General features: G+C 73.6%; 13 protein-coding genes. 5 read left to right on the top strand and 8 right to left on the bottom strand.

Annotated features, from left to right (window positions below):
- Nucleotides 1-12: 12 nt before the first annotated feature.
- A complete protein-coding gene (locus ACFYXU_RS18680; RefSeq protein WP_389458651.1) occupies nt 13-750 on the bottom strand; it encodes a DUF4232 domain-containing protein in 738 nt (245 codons plus the stop codon).
- A 312-nt stretch (nt 751-1,062) separates the two neighbouring features.
- On the opposite strand from ACFYXU_RS18680, the gene ACFYXU_RS18675 reads away from it, so the two are divergent.
- From ACFYXU_RS18675 to ACFYXU_RS18665, 3 genes are all read left to right on the top strand, one after another.
- Nucleotides 1,063-1,896, top strand: a complete 834-nt coding sequence (locus ACFYXU_RS18675) for an FAD binding domain-containing protein (RefSeq protein WP_389406066.1) — start codon at nt 1,063-1,065, stop codon at nt 1,894-1,896.
- A complete protein-coding gene (locus ACFYXU_RS18670; protein ID WP_384573610.1) occupies nt 1,893-4,676 on the top strand; it encodes a molybdopterin-dependent oxidoreductase in 2,784 nt (927 codons plus the stop codon). Before ACFYXU_RS18675 ends, ACFYXU_RS18670 begins: the two co-directional genes overlap by 4 nt.
- 147 nt (nt 4,677-4,823) lie before the next feature.
- Nucleotides 4,824-5,315, top strand: coding sequence for a molybdopterin-dependent oxidoreductase (locus tag ACFYXU_RS18665; RefSeq protein ID WP_361400030.1), 492 nt, complete (start codon nt 4,824-4,826; stop codon nt 5,313-5,315).
- On the opposite strand, the gene ACFYXU_RS18660 is transcribed toward ACFYXU_RS18665, so the two are convergent.
- The 3 genes from ACFYXU_RS18660 to ACFYXU_RS18650 form a co-directional block, all read right to left on the bottom strand.
- Nucleotides 5,290-5,514, bottom strand: coding sequence for a hypothetical protein (locus ACFYXU_RS18660; protein ID WP_389406069.1), 225 nt, complete (start codon nt 5,512-5,514; stop codon nt 5,290-5,292). The two genes, ACFYXU_RS18665 and ACFYXU_RS18660, sit on opposite strands and share 26 nt — an antisense overlap.
- Nucleotides 5,483-10,336 (bottom strand): DNA repair ATPase, encoded by a 4,854-nt coding sequence (locus ACFYXU_RS18655; protein WP_389458648.1) that lies wholly within the window; start codon nt 10,334-10,336, stop codon nt 5,483-5,485. Before ACFYXU_RS18655 ends, ACFYXU_RS18660 begins: the two co-directional genes overlap by 32 nt.
- A gap of 98 nt (nt 10,337-10,434) precedes the next feature.
- On the bottom strand, nt 10,435-12,483 hold the full coding sequence (locus tag ACFYXU_RS18650) for a flotillin family protein (RefSeq protein WP_376513182.1): 2,049 nt from the start codon (nt 12,481-12,483) through the stop codon (nt 10,435-10,437).
- A 243-nt stretch (nt 12,484-12,726) separates the two neighbouring features.
- Here ACFYXU_RS18650 and ACFYXU_RS18645 point away from each other — a divergent pair, with 243 nt between their 5' ends.
- Together ACFYXU_RS18645 and ACFYXU_RS18640 are read left to right on the top strand one after the other, a co-directional pair.
- Nucleotides 12,727-13,788, top strand: coding sequence for a PucR family transcriptional regulator (locus tag ACFYXU_RS18645; RefSeq protein ID WP_376513180.1), 1,062 nt, complete (start codon nt 12,727-12,729; stop codon nt 13,786-13,788).
- A gap of 184 nt (nt 13,789-13,972) precedes the next feature.
- Nucleotides 13,973-15,001 (top strand): hypothetical protein, encoded by a 1,029-nt coding sequence (locus ACFYXU_RS18640; RefSeq protein WP_376513178.1) that lies wholly within the window; start codon nt 13,973-13,975, stop codon nt 14,999-15,001.
- A gap of 27 nt (nt 15,002-15,028) precedes the next feature.
- Here ACFYXU_RS18640 and ACFYXU_RS18635 read toward each other — a convergent pair whose 3' ends face one another.
- Genes ACFYXU_RS18635 through ACFYXU_RS18620 form a run of 4 tightly spaced genes read right to left on the bottom strand, consistent with a single transcriptional unit; the run spans nt 15,029 to nt 17,856 of the window.
- On the bottom strand, nt 15,029-16,495 hold the full coding sequence (locus tag ACFYXU_RS18635; protein WP_376513176.1) for a cytochrome P450: 1,467 nt from the start codon (nt 16,493-16,495) through the stop codon (nt 15,029-15,031).
- Nucleotides 16,492-17,115, bottom strand: coding sequence for an ATP/GTP-binding protein (locus ACFYXU_RS18630; RefSeq protein ID WP_329852620.1), 624 nt, complete (start codon nt 17,113-17,115; stop codon nt 16,492-16,494). Before ACFYXU_RS18630 ends, ACFYXU_RS18635 begins: the two co-directional genes overlap by 4 nt.
- On the bottom strand, nt 17,096-17,452 hold the full coding sequence (locus tag ACFYXU_RS18625; protein ID WP_329852621.1) for a DUF742 domain-containing protein: 357 nt from the start codon (nt 17,450-17,452) through the stop codon (nt 17,096-17,098). Before ACFYXU_RS18625 ends, ACFYXU_RS18630 begins: the two co-directional genes overlap by 20 nt.
- A complete protein-coding gene (locus tag ACFYXU_RS18620) occupies nt 17,449-17,856 on the bottom strand; it encodes a roadblock/LC7 domain-containing protein (RefSeq protein WP_329852622.1) in 408 nt (135 codons plus the stop codon). The genes ACFYXU_RS18625 and ACFYXU_RS18620 overlap by 4 nt, the downstream gene beginning before the upstream one ends.

Raw genomic sequence — 17,856 nt, 5'->3', positions numbered from 1 at the left:
ACGGCCGTACGGTCACTTCGACATGATGAAGTCCAGGGCGACGCCGGACGCGGTCGTCCAGTACGTGACCAGCTGGCCGTCGTCCGCGTAGAGCCTGGCGACGGGCAGCGGGACGTCGACCGGGCCGCCCGCGCGGCTCCCGGGCGCGCGGCCCTGGAGGGTGAGGGTGATGCTCGTGGCCTCGTACTCGTCCCGGCCGCCGCCGCTGACGAGCAGCGCCGCGTAGGCCTCCTCGCCCCGGCCGAGGACGACGGGCCGCCCGGGGTCCGGGTCGCTCTCCTCGATGACGGGGACCATGGTCCGGGCGGTGGCCCCGAGCTTCACGTGGGGGTAGCGGTAGAGCTTGCACGGGGCGTCGCCGGCGTTCTGGACGCCGAGGAGCAGATGCCGGTTCTCCTTGCTGTCCGCGGGCTCCTTCACGGCGGAGACGGCGAGCTGTTCCGTGGTGCAGTCGGCGACGGCCCGGGTCCCTCCGGTGGCACTCGGGGAGCCGCCGGGCTTCGCCGGTGCCTTCGTCCCGCCCGGCTTCTCGCTCGGCGTCGCGCTCGGCGTCCCGCTCTTCGCCGGAGGCGTCGCGGTCGCCGTGGGCGTGGCGGGCGCGCCGGTGCTCGGGCGGGCCGTGGGGGCGGCCCCGCCCCCGTCCGACCGGCACGCCGTGGACGTGAGGAGCGCGGCGACCACCGCCGCCCCCGCGGCACAGGACTTCCAGCCCCTGGTGCTCCCCCGGTCCCGGCAGGCAGACGTGTCCATGATGATTCCCCCGTGCCCGGCCGTACGAGGCCGCTGTCGGCTGATTCTGGCGAGACGGTTCTGCTCGGGCGGCCGCGCCGGAACGCCCGCCTCCCGTGTCTGTTACCGAGGAGGGACAAGGAGGGGTCGGTTCCGCCGGTAACCGTCCGCTGAGCGCACCTCCACCGCCTCTGACCGGCACACACCCCCTGGTGGATCCTCCAGCCCCCGGCGCGCGCGGGCGGCGATTTCCGGCCTCCGCACCAGTCGTCCGGCCTCCCTCCGGCGGGCTTCACTGGCTGGAATGCAGTGACCGGGAGGCGTTGGGGAGACATGGACCTGAACACGGTGACGGACGTACGGGACGCACGGCTGCGCGAGCCGTGGCGCCCGGGCGACGCGTGGCTCGGCGGGGGCACCTACCTGTTCTCGGAACCGCAGCCGCACCTGCGCCGGCTGATCGATCTGAGCCGGATGGGCTGGGAACCGCTCACGCCGCACCCGGACGGTTCCCTGGAGATCGCCGCGACCTGTACGGTCGCCCGGCTGTCCCGGTACGGGCGGACGCTGGACGCGCCGGCGGCGCCGCTGTTCGAGCAGTGCTGCCGGGCCTTCCTCGCCTCCTTCAAGATCTGGAACATGGCGACCGTCGGCGGGAACCTCTGCAACGGGCTTCCCGCCGGGCCGCTGATCTCGCTGACCGCGGCCCTCGACGGCACCTGTCTGCTCCGCGCGCAGGACGGCTCGTCGCGCCGGGTGAAGGTGGTCGACTTCATCACCGGCGCCGGCCGCAAGGACCTCGCGGACGGCGAGCTGCTGCGTTCGGTGACGCTCCCGGCGCGCGCCCTGGGCTTCCGCACCGCCTTCCGGCAGGCCTCGTTGTACGGGCTCGGCCGCTCGGGCGCGCTGGTCATCGGCACGCTGGACCCGGTCGACGGCTCGATGGCGGTCAACATCAGCGCGGCGACGGTGCGGCCGTTCCGGTTCTGGTTCCCGCTGCCGCCGACCCGCGAGGAGCTGCGGTCGACGATCGCCGACGCCGTCCGGGACGACGAGTGGTTCGACGACATCCACGGACTGCCCGAGTGGCGGCGGCACATGGGCTTCCGCCTCGCCGGGGAAGTCCGCGACGCACTGGTCCGCACCGCCGAGGAGGACGCCCGATGAGCTTCGAGATCCGTGTCAACGACCGTTCCTTCGCCGAGGAGCCGCGCGCCGGCCAGTGCCTGCGCACCTATCTGCGCGAGCGGGGCTGGTTCGGCGTGAAGAAGGGCTGCGACGCCGGGGACTGCGGCGCCTGCACCGTCCACGTCGACGGGGAGCCGGTGCACAGCTGCCTGTACCCGGCGGTGCGGGCGGAGGGGCGGGCCGTGACGACCGTCGAGGGGCTCTGCTCCCCGGACGGCGAACTCCACCCGGTGCAGAAGAAGTTCCTGGAGGCCCAGGGCTACCAGTGCGGCTTCTGCACGGCCGGCTTCCTCATGACGACGGCCGCCCTGGAGGCGGAGCGGGGCACCGCCCACGACGACGGCAAGCTCGACGACCTGCCGCGCGCCTTCAAGGGCAACATCTGCCGCTGCACCGGCTACCGCGCGATCGAGGACGCGGTCCGGGGCGTGAAGCACACCGAGCGTCCCTGCGCGGGCAAGGCGGTCGGGCGGAACGTCGGCGCTCCGGCCGGTCCGGACGTCGTCACGGGGCGGGCCCGCTACACCTTCGACGTCACGGTCCCGGGTCTGCTGCACATGAAGCTGCTGCGTTCCCCGCACCCGCACGCCCGGATCGTCGCGATCGACACCTCGGCCGCGCTCCGGGTGCCGGGGGTCCACGCCGTGCTCACCCACGAGGACGCCCCGGCGACCCTGTACTCCAGCGCCCGGCACGAGCACCCGACGGAGGACCCCGACGACACCCGGGTCCTGGACGACGTCGTCCGGTACGTGGGCCAGCGGGTCGCCGCCGTGGTCGCCGACAGCGAGCAGGCCGCCGAGGAGGGCTGCCGCCGGATCGAGGTGACGTACCGGGAACTGCCCCACGTCACCGACCCCGAGGCCGCCATGCGGCCCGGCGCCCCCGTGCTGCACGCCGGCAAGGGGCCCGAGGTGCGCATCGCCCGGGTCGAGAACAACGTCGCGGGCGAGGTGCACGGCGAGATCGGCGACGTCGCGCGGGGGTTCGCCGAGGCGGCGGTCGTGTACGAGGAGACCTTCCGGACCCAGCGGGTGCAGCACGCCAGCCTGGAGACGCACGGCTGCGTCGCGTACTTCGAGCCCAAGGAGGACGGCACCGGCGAGCGGCTGACCGTCCGCTCCTCCACGCAGACCCCGTTCCTGACCCGGCGGGCGCTGTGCGCGCTGTACGGCCTGCCGGAGGACGAGGTGCGGGTGGTCGCGGGCCGGGTGGGCGGCGGGTTCGGCGGCAAGCAGGAGATGCTCACCGAGGACATCGTCACGCTGGCCGCGCTGAAGCTGCGGCGGCCGGTGAAGCTGGAGTACACCCGCGCCGAGCAGTTCTACGGTGCCACCACCCGGCACCCGTTCACCATCCGCATCAAGGTCGGGGCCCGCTCCGACGGCGTCCTGACGGCCGTGCAGATGCGGGTCGTGTCCAACACCGGGGCGTACGGCAACCACGGGCCGGCCGTGATGTTCCACAGTGTCGGCGAGTCCTTCGCCGTCTACCGCGCCCCGAACAAGAAGGTCGACGCCTTCTCGGTCTACACGAACGTGGTCCCGGCCGGCGCGTTCCGGGGCTACGGGCTCGGGCAGGTGACCTTCGCGGTCGAGTCCGTCATGGACGAGCTGGCCCGGCGGCTGGGCATGGACCCGCTCGTCTTCCGCGAGAAGAACATCATCGGCCCGGGCGAGGGCATGCACAGCCCGATCGGCGAGGAGGAGGACCTCCACATCGCGTCCTACGGCCTCGACCAGTGCCTGTCCGTCGTGCGCAGGGCCCTCGCCGAGGACCGGAGCGCCGAGGACGCCCCGGAGGGGTGGCTCGTCGGCCAGGGCACCGCGATGGCGATGATCGCGACCGGGCCGCCCGGCGGCCACTACGCCGACGCCCGGGTGTCCCTGCTGGACGACGGGACGTACGACATCGCCGTCGGCACCGCCGAGTTCGGCAACGGCACCACCACCGTGCACAAGCAGATCACCGCGGGCGCCCTGAACACCACCGAGGACCGCCTGACGGTCCGGCAGTCCGACACGGACGTGGTCCGGCACGACACGGGCGCCTTCGGCTCGGCCGGCACGGTCGTCGCGGGCAAGGCGGTGCTCCTCGCCGCCACCTCGCTGGCCGAGCGGCTGCGCACCCTCGCCGCCCGGCACACCGGCGTGGCCCGGCACCTGTGCGTGCTCGGCGCCGAGGCCTTCGACTGCGCGGGCCGCACGGTGCCCCTGAAGGAGCTGTACGAGGCGGGGCACGCGATGGGCGCGGCGGAGGAGCTGCGGGCGGACGGGCACTGGGGCGGCTCGCCGCGGTCGGTGGCCTTCAACGCCCAGTGGTTCCGGCTCGCGGTCGATCCGGACACCGGGGAGATCCGCATCCTGCGGAGCGTGCACGCGGCCGACGCCGGCAAGGTCATGAACCCGATGCAGTGCCGCGGCCAGGTCGAGGGCGGCGTCGCGCAGGCGCTCGGCGCGACGCTCTTCGAGAACGTGCGGATCGACGGGAGGGGCGAGGTCACCACGGCCGCGTTCCGCCGCTACCGGCTCCCCCAGTACGCCGACATCCCGCGGACCGAGGTCCACTTCACGGAGACGACCGACGCCATCGGGCCACTCGGCGCCAAGTCCATGAGCGAGAGCCCGTTCAACCCCGTCGGCCCCGCCTTCGCCAACGCCCTGCGCGACGCCACCGGGATCCGCTTCACGGAGATGCCCCTCACCCGGGACCGGGTGTGGAGCGCGCTCGACCGACAGGCCCGCGCCCTTGGTCGATGAGCCTGGCGTCTGCGTACGGTGATCTCGTAGCAAGCTCACAATTGCGGGGACGAGAGACCGATTCACCCGGCAATCACGGTTCCGGCCCCGCGCGGTCGGGTATCACTGGGCGCAGTCACCGCACCGAGCGTCCGAGGGAGATTGACCATGAGTCGCCGCACCGGAGCCTTCGCCATCTGGGGGGACGTCGCCCTCCCGACCTCGCTCACCGTCGCGGACCTGCGCGGGGAGTGGGCCCAGCACCGGGCCGAGGTGGTGTTCGACTGCGCGACGAACGGTCCGCAGCGCCACACCTTCGAGGGGCCGCTGCTGCGGGACGTCGTGGCGGCGGCGCGTCCGGGGTTCGACCCGGCGCGCCGCAAGGAGCGGTCGCGGTTCCTGCTGCACGTCAGTGGCGGCGACGGGCACCACGCGCTGATGTCGTGGGCGGAGATCGACCCCGACTTCGGGGGCGCTCCGGTGCTGCTCGCGACCCGGATGGACGAGCGGTGGCTCGACACGCCGGGCACGCAGCTCGTCGTCCCCTCGGACCGCTGCGGCGCCCGGTACGTGAGCGCGGTGACCGGCATCTGGATCGGCGGCTTCCGGGCGCCGGTCGCCCCGGAGCCCGGTCTCACCCACGCGGCGGGTAGAGCCTGATGCCGCCGTTCACGAAGAGGTGGACGTAGCCGCACGTCCAGCAGATCAGGCCGGTGGCGGACTCGTTCGCCCAGGCCAGGTTGAAGAACTCCATGCCGGTGCTGTTCAGTTTCACCTCCCGTTCGCGGAAGGTGTCGTGGTCGCACATCTGGCAGCGGATCGGCCTGTCACCGATCGCCGCGTGCACCGGCTTCGCCATGCGGGGTCTCGCTCTCTCCGCCGGTCGCGGCGGTCCTCGGGTGCGGGTGGCGTGCCTCGGTGGCACGGAGGATGGCGGTCTCGACGGCCGTGACGCGGTCGGCGAGGAGGCCGAGGGCGGCGACCGCCCGGGTCAGGGCGTCGTCGCCCGGGACCCCGAGGGCGCGGGCCCGGGCGGCGGTCAGCTCGGCCCGGCGCGCGGCCTGCGCCGGGGTGAGGGTGCCGCGCAGGGCGGCGAGCCCGAGCAGGTTGGCCTCGGCCTCGGTGGTGAGCGTCTGGGCCTCGGCCGTGTAGTGGTCGTCGAGCAGGGCGGAGAGTTCGGCGGCGTCCATGACCGGCGAGAGGCGGGCGGCGATCCTGTTCATCGTGCGGTAGGACCCCTGGAGCCGGAACGGCGGTTCCGTGCGGGCCTCGTCGGCGGTGGCGGCGGAGGCGATGTACGCCTCGTTGACGGCGAGGACCGTCGAGCGGGCGGTGAGGAGGTGCCGCAGGACGGCGAGGACCTCGTCGAGTTCGGCCGGGGCGTAGGGGTGGACGAGCCGGTCGCGCCGGGCGGCCGGGTCCCCAGCCGCGAGCCGGGTCAGCAGCTCCAGGTCGGCGCGGTCCCGGCCGGCGAGCGGGGCGAGCACCGGGTGGGAGGTGAGGGCGTTCTCGACGAAGCTGAACGCGAAGGCCTCCTCCTTGCCGGTCAGGACGTCGCCGAGGTTCCACACGTCGGCCCGGTTGGCGAGCATGTCCGGGACGCGGAAGGCCCGTCCGGACTCGGTGTACGGGTTCCCGGCCATGCAGACGGCGAAGCGCTTGCCGCGCAGGTCGTGCCCGTCGAGGGTGCGGGTGGCGTCGCAGAGCGGGATGAACTTCTGGAGGAACTCCGGCGAGGTGTGCTGGATGTCGTCGACGTACAGCAGGACGTTGTTGGCGGCGGTCAGGGCGAACGCGATCTTCTCCAGCTCCCGGCGGGCGGCCGTGTCGGGGGCCGCCGCGGGGTCGAGGGAGGTCGTGCGGGGGCCGAGGGCGGGTCCGTCGACCTTGACGAGGAGCAGGCCGAGGCGCTCGGCGACGTACTCGACGAGGGTCGTCTTGCCGTAGCCGGGCGGGGACAGGAGCAGCAGCAGTCCGTGGGAGTCGGCGCGCTTGGCGTCCCCGGCCGCGCCGAGCTGCTTGGCGAGGTTGTCGCCGACGAGCGGGAGGTAGACCTCGTCCACGAGCCGGTTGCGGACGAAGGACGGCATGACCCGGGGGCGGTACGCGTCCACGCGGAGCCGGGTGCGCTCGCGGACGAGGAGTTCGGTCCGCTGCCGCTGGTAGGCGCGGAAGGCGGGGGCGTCGTGCGCCGCGAACTCCCGGGTCCTGGACAGGAACTCGTCGAGCCGCAGCTCCATCGAGCGGGCCCGCACGCGGGGATGGGAGCCGAGCAGTCCGGTGACCGTCGTGGTGGTCGGGGCGGTGACCTCGTAGCGGTCGAGCCCGGGGCACAGTTCGACGGCGACGGCCTCGGCGAGGACGCCGGGGTCGTGCGGTTCCCCGGACGCGGAGGCGTACGAGGTGAGCCAGGCCTCGGCGAGCTGGCGGCGCGCGTCGGTGCCGGTCAGGGCGGCGAGGGCGTCGTCGTAGACGGAGGAGCCGACGGTGCGCCGGAACTTCTCCAGCAGGGTGCGGGCCGCGCCGGAGACGGCGAAGCCCTCCGGTCCCGAGGCGAGTTCGGCGGTGAGGTACGCGGCCGCTGCGGGGTCTCCGATCGCCCGGGCCAGCTCCTCGCGGAGCCCGTCGAGGGCGGACTCGGTGCCGAAGAGGTCGCGGGCCCGGGTCAGGGCGACCGCGCGGTGGGTCCACTGCTCGCGGTCCTCGGCGGTGGTGGCGTGGGCCCAGAAGAGCTGGGCGGCGGCGCGGGCCGCCCCGGTGTGGCCGAGCGGTCCCGCTGCCTCGCCGAGCGCCAGGACGGCCGCCAGGATCAGGGCCGCGTCGTGGTCGTGGACGCCGCGCTCGTGGCCCTCGTCGGGGGCGGCCTCGGCGGCCCGGCGGGCGAGCTCCCCGAGGTCCGCGCCGGCCAGGCCGTCGGTGCCGTGCTCGGCCAGGAGACGGGCGGCCAGGTGTTCGGCGCGGTAGACCTCCGGCGACTCGGAGGGCAGGGTCCTGCCCCAGAGCGGGCGGGTCGCGGCGAAGACCGGGTCGGTGACGGGCGCGCGGTAGTCGGTGCCGGTCAGGGCGAGGACGAGCGTGTCGTCGTGCGGGACGAGCGTCAGCTCGGGCGCCTGCCGGGTGACGGCGAACCGGTGCCGGCCGAGCCGGATGGTGTCCCCGCCGTCGGAGAAGAGCTCGGTGCGGTCCCTCAGGGCGCGTCCGGCCTCCTGCCGGGCGGCGGCGAGCCGGCTCTCCAGCTCCTCCGCCCGTACGGGATCGCCGAGTTCCCGCAGCTCGGCCGTGGTGCGGCGGATCCTGGCGACCATGGGGTCGGAGGAGAAGTACGTGTGCACCTCGTCCAGGCCCGGCAGGCTCACGGCCCGCCGGGCGACGGCGTCCAGGACGCGGGCGGCCGAGCCGGCGAGGCGTTCGGCTCGGCGGGAGCGGTCGTCCTGGAGGGACTGGCGGCGCCCGGTGAAGGCGTCCTGGATCTCGGCGCGCCGCTCGGCGAGGCCGTCGAGGAAGCCGTCGTGCTCGGCGAACCGGGACTCCAGGTTCTCCAGCTGGAGCAGGATCCGGCCGAACTGGTCGTCGCAGCGCTCGGGGGTGTCGGCGGCGGCCAGCGCGCCCGTGACGGCCTGGCCGAGCAGGGCGAGCTCGGCGGCGAACTCGGCCCGGCCCTCCTGGTCCAGGAGCTCGGCGCGACGGGCGGCGAGGAGGGCCCGGGCGCGGTTGAGCGCGCCGAGGACGTCGGCGATCCGGGCCAGGACGGAGGCGCGGACCGTCGCGTCGCCGATGTCGAGCCCGGTGACGACCTCGCTGAGGGTGCGCAGCTCCTGGGTGCGTCCGTCGATCCGGTCGGCGACCGGGCCGGTGCCGGCGACGGTGGTCACGGCCCCGGCCTCGGCGGCGAGCCGTTCCGCCTCGACGTGGTGGTCGGTGAAGGCCTCGTCGCCCTGGAGGAAGGCGACGGCCCGGCGGGCGGCCGAGACGATGTCGGCCTCGACGTCGGCGGCGAGGGCGTCGATGGCCTCCGTGTCGGCGTACCGCAGGTCCCGCAGGGTCACCAGGTGGCCCTGGGCCCGGCGGAGTTCGGTGATCCGGGAGGTCCACTCCCCCGCCGTGGCGGGTGCCTCGCCGCGGATGCGGCGGACCAGGCGGCCGATGTCCTCGGCGGACGCGGCGAGGGCCTCGGCGGCCTGCCGGCTGAGCGCGGAGACGGTCCCGAACTCGTCGAGGACCTGGGCGGCGGTGGCCCGCAGTTCGGCTAGCGGCGTGCCCAGGTCTCCGGCCTCGGGGTCCCCGAGCCAGTGATGGGTGTCGCCGGCGCGCACGCAGGCGGCGACGAGTGCCTCGTAGACGGCGGTGGCGGGGGTCTGTTCGGCGGCCTGCCGGGCGATCGCCAGGCAGTCGGCGATGCCCCGGACGAGATCGGCGTTGCCGATGCGGGTCAGCGGGCCGGTCCCGGCGGGGCGCGCCCGGGTGTCGGAGACGTACGGGGTGCGCCAGATCTGGACCGGGTGGACCCGGCCGGGCTCGTCGGGCCCGTCGCGGAGCACGGCCATCGTCCCGTCGTCGAGCAGCGCGTAGCCGCGGCAGACGACGGGGCTCGCGATCTCCTTGCCGATCAGGTCGTACGGAAGGAGCAGGGTCCGTCCCTCGGTCCGGGCGCGGAAGACGAAGAGGAGGTGCCCCCCGTCGGGGGAGCGGACCGTCCGGTCGAAGGCGAGTCCGTCCGTGTCGGTGTCGAAGGTGCGCACGGTTCCGGAGGCCAGGCAGGAGCCGCCGGGGAAGACGATCCCCTCGTCGTCGGGGAGCCGCAGGCAGGCCTGTCCGATGCCGTCGAGCCGGACGACGGTGCCGGTCAGGGTGTTGAAGACGAGGTGGCGGCGGACCTCCTCCTTGTAGGGGCGGATCCGCGCGAGGACGAGGGCTCCGACGGTGGCGTACGCCACCTCGGCGTCGGCGAGGGACTGCAACGGCTCGTCGACGGGTTCGGTGTGCACGGCCCCGGCCGTGTCGGTGTCGTCGTCGGTCCGGACGGTCAGCGTCCCGCCGGCCGTGGAGACGTAGAGGAGGCCGCCGAGGGAGATGCGGGGGTGCCGGCCGGGCAGGTGGTCGTCGCGGGTCGTCTCCACCCAGCCGATGTCGTCGGAGGGCGGCAGGACGTGGTCGCGCTCGCCGCGCGCGTCCAGGAAGCGCGTCTCTCCGGCGGGGCCGAGCGACCAGCGCAGCACCCGCAGGTCGTCGGCCTGCTCCCCGGTCCGGAAGACGGCGAGGATCCGGCCCTCCGTCCTGCGCAGCCGGACCAGCCGCGCGCCCCGGTAGTAGCGGTGCAGCGCGGAGAACTCCCGGACGAAGTCCGGATCGTCGAGGAGTCCGGGGAGCGCGTCCGCCGGGAGCGGGTTCAGCTCGCGGTCGTGGACGGTGAGGACGTCGGCGATCGCGACCTCGGAGAGCGCCGCGCCGGACGGGCGGCAGCCGAGGAGCAGCAGGCCGTCGCCGACCGCGACGAGGTCCTGGGGTACGCGGGGCCGCTCGCTGCCGAGGTGCCGCGTCTCGGCGAGGGCGAGCTCGCCGGAGCCGAAGGCGGCGATCCGGGCCTCGTTGAGGGCTCCGGCGCGGCGGGCCAGTTCGGCGGCGCGGGCGGTGAGCCGGTCGCGCAGCACCGTGTACGTGTCCTGGTCGATTCCGGCACCCATCTCGTCCCGCTCCTAGTACCGTGGTGAATACGGGTCCGGTGCCGCCAACTCCCCCGTTTGCCGGCGCCGGACCCTCTGTGACCGCTCCCCCGTGGCGGTCAGTTCTGGGCGGCCCCGTTCAGCGCGGCCGATTCGGCCGGTGCCGGGCCGGGGACGGGCCCGTCGAGCAGGCCGGACTTCATGACCTTCGCGAGGAGCGCGGAGACGCCGAGGTTCTGCACGTCGGCCGTGGACAGCGAGCCGAGCACCTTGGTCAGGTCCTCCGTGAAGGACTCCGTACCGTCCAGCCACGGTCCGGCCAGCGTCCGCGCGGTGGCGGAGTGGTCCATGAAGCCGTCGACCGAGCGGCCGAGGGCGACCGACTCCACCAGCCGGTCGAGGAAGACCGACTCCCCGCCCACGATGTTGATGTCGGCGTTCTCCAGGCCGGTCGCGAGGACCGTGGCCTGGGCCTCCGCGACCGCGCGCTGGACGTCGAGGCCGGCGAGCCGGATCTCCTTCTCGGCGGCGAGGCGGAGCCGGTACTCCTCGTGGGTGCGGGACGCCTCGTCCAGGGCCGCCATCGCCGCGGCCTTCTCGGTAAGACCGGCCGCCTCGGCCTTCAGCTTCTCGCCGATCGCCGTGGCGTCGGCGAGCGCCTTCTCCCGCGTGCCCTCGGCCTCGGCGAGGGCCTTCTCGCGGGCGCCCGCCGCCTCGGCGCGCAGCCGTGCCTCGGTGGCCTCGGCCTCCGCGCGGCCCTCCTTCCCGATGACGTCCGCCTCCATGTCGCGCACCCGCACGGCCGCGAGGCCCTCGGCGGCCGCCTCGGCCTGGACCCCCTCGGCGAGCCGGATCTTGGCGCGGGCGTCCATCTCGGCCGCCCGGTTGCGCGCCTCGGCCAGGGTCAGTTCCTCGGCGGCCCGGTGGACGGCGGCCTGCTCGGCGGCCTCCGCCGCCTTGATGTCCTTGACGAGCCGCTCCTGCGCCTCCGCCTCGGCGGCGATGACGACGGCCTGCCGGGTGCGCTCGGCCTCCTCGACCACGCGGAGCCGCTTGATGGACTCCTCCTGCTCGGCGACCGTGCGGTCCACGGCGACCCGCTCGCGGATCACCTCGGCGATCTCCCGGCGCTCGGCCTCGACCTCCTTGTCGGCCGCGATGCGGGTGAGTTCGGTCTCCCGGTCGCGGGCGATGACCTCCAGGAGGCGGTCCTTCTCGATGCGCTCGTTCTCGACGGCGATGACCCGCTCGCGGTTCTTCTGCGCGACGGCGACCTCGCGGGCCTGGTTCTCGCGCTGGACGCCGAGCTGCTCCTCGGTCCTGAGGAAGGCGCTCTGGGCCCGCAGCCGCTCCTCCTCCACGACGCGCGCGGTCTCCGCCTCCTCGCGGGCCCGGGCGGTGTCGATCTCCCGCTTCTGCTTGATCTCGGCGTCAGCCTGGCGCCGCTCCAGCTCCAGGATGGCCTCGCGGGCGTCGACGTTCTGCCGGGTGATCTCCTTCTGCTCGTTCTGGCGGTACTCGTTCGTCCGGACGTTCTCGACGGCCGTCAGCTCGGTGATCTTGCGGATGCCCTGGGCGTCGAGGATGTTGCCGGGGTCGAGCTGGCTCAGCGGCGTCTGCTCGACGTGGTCGATGGCGGCGTCCTCCAGGTGGTACCCGTTGAGGTCGATGCCGATGAGCTCGATGATCCGGAAGCGCAGTTCCTCGCGCTTGGTGTAGAGGTCGGTGAAGTCGAGCTGCTTGCCGACGGTCTTGACGGCCTCGGAGAACTTGGCGTGGAACAGCTCCTGGAGCGTCGCCTTGTCGCTGGCCCGGGCGGTGCCGATGGCCTGCGCGACCTTGATGACGTCGTCGACGGTCTTGTTGACCCGGACGAAGAACGAGATCCGGATGTCGGCGCGGATGTTGTCCCGGCAGATCAGTCCGTCGCGGCCGGTCCGGGAGATCTCGATGGTCTTCACCGAGATGTCCATGACCTCGGCCTTGTGCAGGACGGGCAGGACGATCTGGCCCGTGAAGGTGACGTCGACCTTCCGCGTCCGGGAGACGATCAGGGCCTTGCCCTGCTCCACCTTGCGGAACAGCCGTCCGACGAGCAGGAGCACGGCGACGGCGATGATCAGGCCGACGGCGACCAGCACGCCGATGCCTCCGGTGATGGCATCCATGAGAAACCCCCGTGTCACTGTGTCGTGGCTCGACGGAAGCGGGACGCTCGCTGTTTCCGTCCCCCGGCACCGGGTCCCCGCCCGTGCCCTCCCGTGCGGCCATCCTGCGCCACGGCCGCCTGGAGATCATTGCCGGGATCCGGCAGTCTTTGACGTGTTCTTGATGCCGGTGACGAACCCGGGCGAACGGCATGTCACCCTAGGTCATCGCGTGGTCGGGAACGCGCGGGATGAGGGGGAAGCGTGTCGGAGCAGGGGCCGGCCGAGGAGTACCTGGAGGGGTACGCCGCGATCCTGACGGGGGTGTGCGCGACGCGGCGCAGGCTCACCCGGGAGGAGCGCGAGGCGCTGGGCGCGCTCGGGGAGCGGGCGGCGGAGGCCGGGCTCGGCCTGCGGGGCCTGGTGCGGGCCCATCTCGCGGCCGCCGAGCGGCTGCGCCCCGGCCTGCCGCAGTCCGCGGCCGACCACCTGCTGACCGCCGTCGAGCAGGCCGTGGACGCCTTCGCGGAGGGCCACGAGCGGGCCCAGCGGCTGGCGGTGCGCCAGGAGGAGGCCGCGCGGCGCGAGTTCATCGACGACCTGCTGTACGGCCGGAGCGACCTCGGCCGTCTCGCGGAGCGGGCCGAGCGCTTCGGGCTGCTCCTCTCGCACGCCCACGCGGTGGCGGTCGCCCAGGGCCCGGAGCCGTACAGCGACGGCTACGCGGTCACCCGCGCCGTCGAGTCCTCGCTCGTCGCCCGGTTCGGCGACCGCCGGATCCTGCTCACGACCAAGGACGGGCGGCTGATCTGCGTCGCCCCGGCGGACGAGCCCGAGGTGCTCGCCCACTTCGCCAAGCAGGCGTACGCGGCGACCGACGGCGGCCGGGTGGCCGTCGGGCGCCCGCACGCGGGCGCGGGCGGGGTCGTCCACTCGTACGAGGAGGCCCTCAACGCCCTCGCGCTGGCGGCCCGCATGGACCTGACCGAACCGGTCCTGTACGCGGCCGACCTGCTCGTCTATCCGGTCCTGACCCGGGACCGGCAGGCCATGGCCGACCTCGTCCGGACGGTGCTCGGCCCGCTCAGGGACGCCCGGGGCGGCGCGAAGCCCCTCCTGGACACCCTCACGGCGTACTTCGACACCGGCTGCGTCACCGCCCAGGCGGCCCGCAGCCTCAGCCTGAGCGTGCGGGCCATGACCTACCGGCTCGACCGGATCCACCGGCTGACCGGCGCGGACCCCGGTGATCCCGTCCAGCGCTACACCCTCCAGACGGCCGTGATCGGCGCCCGCCTCCTGGACTGGCCGGACCAGCCCCTGTGATCCGGCCCCGCACGCACCAGAAGGATCGTTCCTTTACGCCTGTGATCCCGAACTGATCGACAGCGATGGCCAGTTGTCGGTTTCCGGTCGTCCCTGGCGGGCAGGTTTGGAGAGCCGTAGGGCGGGCAGCGACCCGCCTCGCGGCACACCGGCGCGGGCCGAGGACACAAGGAGGTCGGTCCCCATGTCAGTGCGTGCCGTCGAAGTCCCCCTGCTGTGGATGCCCTACGCGCTGCGGGTCAACCCGCATCTGTCCGCCCTGCACCGGGAGAACGAGTCCTGGGCCCGCTCCATGGGCATGCTGGAGGGTCACCAGGATCCCTCGAACCGCCCCGCGATTTGGACCCTGGCCGCCTTCCGTGCCATGACCGTCGACCAGCTGACGGCCTGGACCCTTCCCGACGCCTCGCTCGCCGACCTCCGGCTCAACCACCGCTTCAACATCTGGGCCCTGGCCTGGGACGACCACTTCGCCTCCGCCTTCAAGCGGACCGGCGACCTCGCCGGGGCGCACTCCTTCACGCTCCGGCTGCACGCCTTCCTCGGGCCCGAGCGCGGCGCCCGGGCGCCCGAGCCGGCGAACGCCGTCGAGCGGGGGCTCGCCGATCTCCAGCAGCAGCTCTTCCCGCCGCGGCTGGCGCACTGGCGGACGGAGTTCAACCGGGCGCTGGCCCGCTACATCGACGCGGGCGTCGAGGAACTGGCCAACAGCCGCAGCGGCCGCATCCCCCATCTGATCGACTACGCGCCGTTCCGCCGGGAGAGCTTCGCCGCCTACACGGCCCCCTACTCCGTCGAACTGGCCACCGGCGCACGGATACCCGAGCAGATACGCCACACCCGGACCGTCCGGGCCCTGCTGGACGCCTTCATGGACTTCATGGGCCTCGCGAACGACATCGCCTCCTACGAGAGGGAGGTGCACGAGGAGAGGGACGTCAACAACCTGGTGCTGGTCGTCGGGACGTCCCTCGGCATCTCGCTCCGCGACGCCGTACCCGCCGCGCTGAACCTGGTGAACGCCCGCCTGCGGGACTTCGAGCACCTCCGGCGGAGCGAACTGCCGCCGCTCGTCCGCCGGTCCGGCCTCGACCGCGACGAGCGGGCCGAGCTGGAGACCTGGCTCCGGGGCGCCTGCGGCTTCCTGTCCGGCCTCCACGCCTGGTACACCGGGGCGCCCCGCTACGCCTCCGGGGATTCGTTCCCGGAGTGAGGGCGGCGGGGCGCCCCGGTGCGCGCCCTACCGTCCGCGCAGGAAGCGCAGGACGCGCGCCGCCCAGGACACCCGGGGTGCCGGACCCCGCACCGCCGCCCCCGGCCCCGCCGCCGTCCCGGGACCGCCCTCCTGCGGCGGCAGCGGCACGGGCCGCACGTCGCTGCGCACCGGCGGGGCCGGCAGCGGGGCCGGGAGGTCGTCGGCCTGCGGAGGACGCGGGGCGAAGGACACGGGCAGGGCCGTCAGGTGCCGGGCCCAGGTCGAGGAGCGCCAGCTGAGGCTCTCCTCGGGGACGGACAGGGCGATGTCGGGCAGCCGGGTGAGCAGCATGTCGATGCCCGCGTCGGCGATGATGCGGCCGATGTCCTGACCGGGGCACTCGTGCGTGCCGGCGCTGAAGGACAGGTGCGCCCGGTTGTGGTGCACGGGGGTGGCCGCGTCCGGCCGGATGGCCTGGTCGACGTTGCCCGCGGCCAGACCGAGGAGCAGCATGTCCCCCGCCTTGATCTCCTGGCCGCCGAGCGTGGTGTCGTCGTTGGCCCAGCGGCCCGGGCACACCATCAGCGGCGGCTCGTCCCACAGGACCTGCTCCACCGCCTCGGGCAGGGTCATCTGTCCGCCCGCCAGCGAGCCGCGGAAGCGCGGGTCGGTGACGACCATGCGCAGCACGTTCGACATGAGGTTCGCGGTCGTCTCGTACCCGGCGAGCAGGATGAGCCTCAGGTGGTGCTGGACCTCCTCGTCGGTGAGGCCCGCGGGGTGGGCCATCAGCGCCGAGGCGATGTCCTGGCCCGGGCGGGACCGCTTGGTGACGACCAGCTGGGCCAGGCACTCCAGCACGAAGGCGTTGCTGGCGAGCGAGGTCTCCGTCGCCTTGAAGAGGTCCCGGGCGGCGTGCACCAGCTGGGGGGCGTCCTCGTCGGACATGCCGAGCAGGTGGGTCAGGGTGAGCATCGGCAGGTGCTCGGCGAACCGCTCGACCAGCTCCACCTCGCCGTCCTCGCAGAACGAGTCGATCAGCTCGTGCGAGAAGCGGGTGATGGTCCGCCGCACCCCCCGGTGGTCGAACTGGCTGAGGGAGGCCGTGACCGCGCCGCGCAGCCGCTGGTGCTCCTCGCCGTCCGCGCAGACGCAGTCCGGGCGCCAGCCGATCATGGGGATCAGCGGGGAGGTGGCGGGGTCGATCTCGCCACTGCGCCAGCCGTGCCAGACGCGGGGGTCGCGGGAGAACTGGGTCGGGCGGCTGGCCACGTCCCGGTTCTCCAGGTACCCGAGGACGAGCCAGGCGCGGACGTCGCCGTCGAGGAGCACGGGCGCCACCGGTCCGTGGGCGGCGCGCAGCTCCTCGTACAGGCCCATGGGGTCCGTCTCGGCGGCGGGACCGTAGAGGCGGGTGGCTCCGCCGGGGCCGTTGTGCAGGTGGGCCGGGCAGCCCGGGGGCGGGACCGCCCCGGACTGCGCGGTGTCGTGTGCGGAGGGCGGGAGGGTCATGCGTTCTCCTGGGCGGCGGCGAGGGTGCACAGATAGCCCATCAGCGAGAGCAGGGCGTCGCGGCAGGACCCGCGGTCCCGTGCGTCACAGGTGACGATGGGCACGGTCTCGCCGAGGGCCAGCGCGCTGCGCAGATCGGCGAGGGGGTACTGGGGGGCCTCGGGGAAGGTGTTCACGGCGACGACGAACGGGACGCGGCGGTCCTCCAGGCGGGTGATCACCTCGAAGGAGACCTCGATCCTGCGGGTGTCGACGAGGACGACGGCGCCGAGCGCGCCCTCGAAGATGCCGTTCCACAGGAACCAGAAGCGCTCCTGTCCGGGGGTGCCGAACAGATAGAGGATCAGCTCCTGGTTGATGCTGATCCGGCCGAAGTCCAGGGCGACGGTCGTGGTCTTCTTGTCCCGGGCGCCGGGGTTGTGGTCGATCCCGACGCCCGCCTGCGTCATGGTCTCCTCGGTGGTCAGGGGCGGGATCTCGCTCACCGCCCCGACCAGGGTCGTCTTGCCGACCCCGAATCCGCCGACGACGACGACCTTCACGCCCCGGGCGCCGTGCGGCAGCAGCAGGTCGGTGTCGCGCCGGCCGGCGGCGAGCACGTCAGAGTTTGCGTAGTCCATGGATCACCGCCTCCAGCAGTCCGCGATCGGGATAGGCCGCGACGGGCACGGGCGCGATGGCCTCGACCCGTTCCTCCTCGACGAGTTGGGTGAGCAGCACGGTGACGATGCTGAAGGGCAGGCTGAGGTAGGCAGAGACCTCGGCCACCGAGAGCGGGTACGTGCACAGGGTGAGGATGGCCGCGTGCTCGGGCTGCATGGCGGGGTCGGGTTCGGACCTCGTCGCGATGAGGGTGACCAGGTTGAAGGTCCCGGACGTGGGGTCCGGGCCTCCGGTAATGACGTAGAGCGGGACGGGTGTGCCTTCATTCCAGGGGCCCTGGTTCTCCGATGTCACATCGCCTGCCCGACGTCCTCACGGGGCGGGCTGGTCATGTGCTGGCCGATGCGGATGACCAGCGTCCGCATCCGGTCGCCGAGGAGGCCGGCGTCGACCTCCTGGTCGGCGAGGACCGCGAGATAGGCCCCGGGACCGGCGGCCATCAGGGAGAAGTAGCCGCCGTCGGCCTCGATCCCGACCATGCGCGTCGATCCGTCCCCCTGCGGGAACATCTGCGCGATGGCCCGCGCCAGGCTCTGGATGCCGGAGCAGGCGGCGGCGAGCGCGTCGGCGGTGTCGGGGGCCGTGTTCGCCTGCCCGATGCACAGGCCGTCCGACGACAGGACGACCACGTGTCGCACGTACGGGACGCTGCTCACCAGGTCCGTGAGCATCCAGTCCATGTTCGGCAGTGGCTGCAT

The organism is Streptomyces sp. NPDC002232 (genome assembly GCF_042890295.1).
Lineage (GTDB): Bacteria > Actinomycetota > Actinomycetes > Streptomycetales > Streptomycetaceae > Streptomyces.
This window is presented reverse-complemented; position numbering and strand designations above follow the sequence as displayed.

What these genes read in the sequence shown, in the direction of transcription:
- ACFYXU_RS18680 (WP_389458651.1), bottom strand. Translation starts at nt 750, where the DNA reads ATGGACACGTCTGCCTGCCGGGACCGGGGGAGCACCAGGGGCTGGAAG.
- ACFYXU_RS18675 (WP_389406066.1), top strand. Translation starts at nt 1,063, where the DNA reads ATGGACCTGAACACGGTGACGGACGTACGGGACGCACGGCTGCGCGAG.
- ACFYXU_RS18670 (WP_384573610.1), top strand. Translation starts at nt 1,893, where the DNA reads ATGAGCTTCGAGATCCGTGTCAACGACCGTTCCTTCGCCGAGGAGCCG.
- ACFYXU_RS18665 (WP_361400030.1), top strand. Translation starts at nt 4,824, where the DNA reads ATGAGTCGCCGCACCGGAGCCTTCGCCATCTGGGGGGACGTCGCCCTC.
- ACFYXU_RS18660 (WP_389406069.1), bottom strand. Translation starts at nt 5,514, where the DNA reads ATGGCGAAGCCGGTGCACGCGGCGATCGGTGACAGGCCGATCCGCTGC.
- ACFYXU_RS18655 (WP_389458648.1), bottom strand. Translation starts at nt 10,336, where the DNA reads ATGGGTGCCGGAATCGACCAGGACACGTACACGGTGCTGCGCGACCGG.
- ACFYXU_RS18650 (WP_376513182.1), bottom strand. Translation starts at nt 12,483, where the DNA reads ATGGATGCCATCACCGGAGGCATCGGCGTGCTGGTCGCCGTCGGCCTG.
- ACFYXU_RS18640 (WP_376513178.1), top strand. Translation starts at nt 13,973, where the DNA reads ATGTCAGTGCGTGCCGTCGAAGTCCCCCTGCTGTGGATGCCCTACGCG.
- ACFYXU_RS18635 (WP_376513176.1), bottom strand. Translation starts at nt 16,495, where the DNA reads ATGACCCTCCCGCCCTCCGCACACGACACCGCGCAGTCCGGGGCGGTC.
- ACFYXU_RS18630 (WP_329852620.1), bottom strand. Translation starts at nt 17,115, where the DNA reads ATGGACTACGCAAACTCTGACGTGCTCGCCGCCGGCCGGCGCGACACC.
- ACFYXU_RS18620 (WP_329852622.1), bottom strand. Translation starts at nt 17,856, where the DNA reads ATGCAGCCACTGCCGAACATGGACTGGATGCTCACGGACCTGGTGAGC.